The organism is Nocardia amamiensis NBRC 102102 (genome assembly GCF_001612745.1).
Lineage (GTDB): Bacteria > Actinomycetota > Actinomycetes > Mycobacteriales > Mycobacteriaceae > Nocardia > Nocardia amamiensis.
This window is the reverse complement of sequence record NZ_BDBA01000467.1, coordinates 1-739: the sequence shown is the minus strand read 5'-3', so window position 1 is coordinate 739 and position 739 is coordinate 1. Positions and strand designations below refer to the sequence as shown.

Genomic DNA, 739 nt, shown 5'->3' with positions numbered 1-739 from the left:
GCCGGGTGGTGTGGTGGCTCCGCAGGTGGGGCAGGTTCCGCCGTCGGGTGTGGGTGGGGAGGGTGAGTCGCCGGCGTCGCCGGTGGATTCGGGGTTGGTGGGGGATTTGTTGCCGGTGGCGGCGATGGCTGCGCCGTTGGCGTTGGGGATGTTGCCGATGATTGCCTCGGCGTTGGCGGGGTTGGGTAGTGGTGGGGGTGGGGGTGGTGCTGCGCCGGTGGCGGCGGATGGTGGTGGTGAGACGGGTGGGGGGTTGTCGCCGGAGGCGTTGCGGGCGTTGCGGGTGTTGAAGGCGTTGGAGGCGGTTTATGGTGGGGGTGATCCGTCGGATCCGCAGGTGCGGGAGTTGCAGCAGCAGTTGGGGGTTTCGCCGGGGCGGGGTGCGGGGGCGACGTCGAGGTCGGTTCGGGCGACGCGGTTGTTTCAGCGGACGGCGGCGACGGCGTTCAATAATTTGGATAATCAGTTGGTGGCGTATGTGCGGGGGTTGGCGGGGTCGAACAAGGTTGATAAGAAGGCTGTTGTCGGTTTGGTGCGTGAGGTGAATGTGGCGTTGGCGGAGTTGGGTCCGCAGGCGTATACGAAGGCGGGGCAGCGGAAGGTTCATCAGATTTTGACTGCGGCGTTGCAGAAGGCGCAGTCGATTGTGTCGGGGGGGTCGGCGAAGTCGGCGGATACTGCGGCGGCGATCAATCGGTTGACGAAGCAGTATCTGTACAACATCAACGGCAAAAACTAC

General features: G+C 65.0%; 1 protein-coding gene. It reads left to right on the top strand.

From position 1 onward, the window contains the following. Window positions 1-82: 82 nt before the first annotated feature. A partial coding sequence (locus tag NA4_RS38455; RefSeq protein WP_157129606.1) for a DUF4226 domain-containing protein occupies window positions 83-739 on the top strand: 657 nt, incomplete at its 3' end.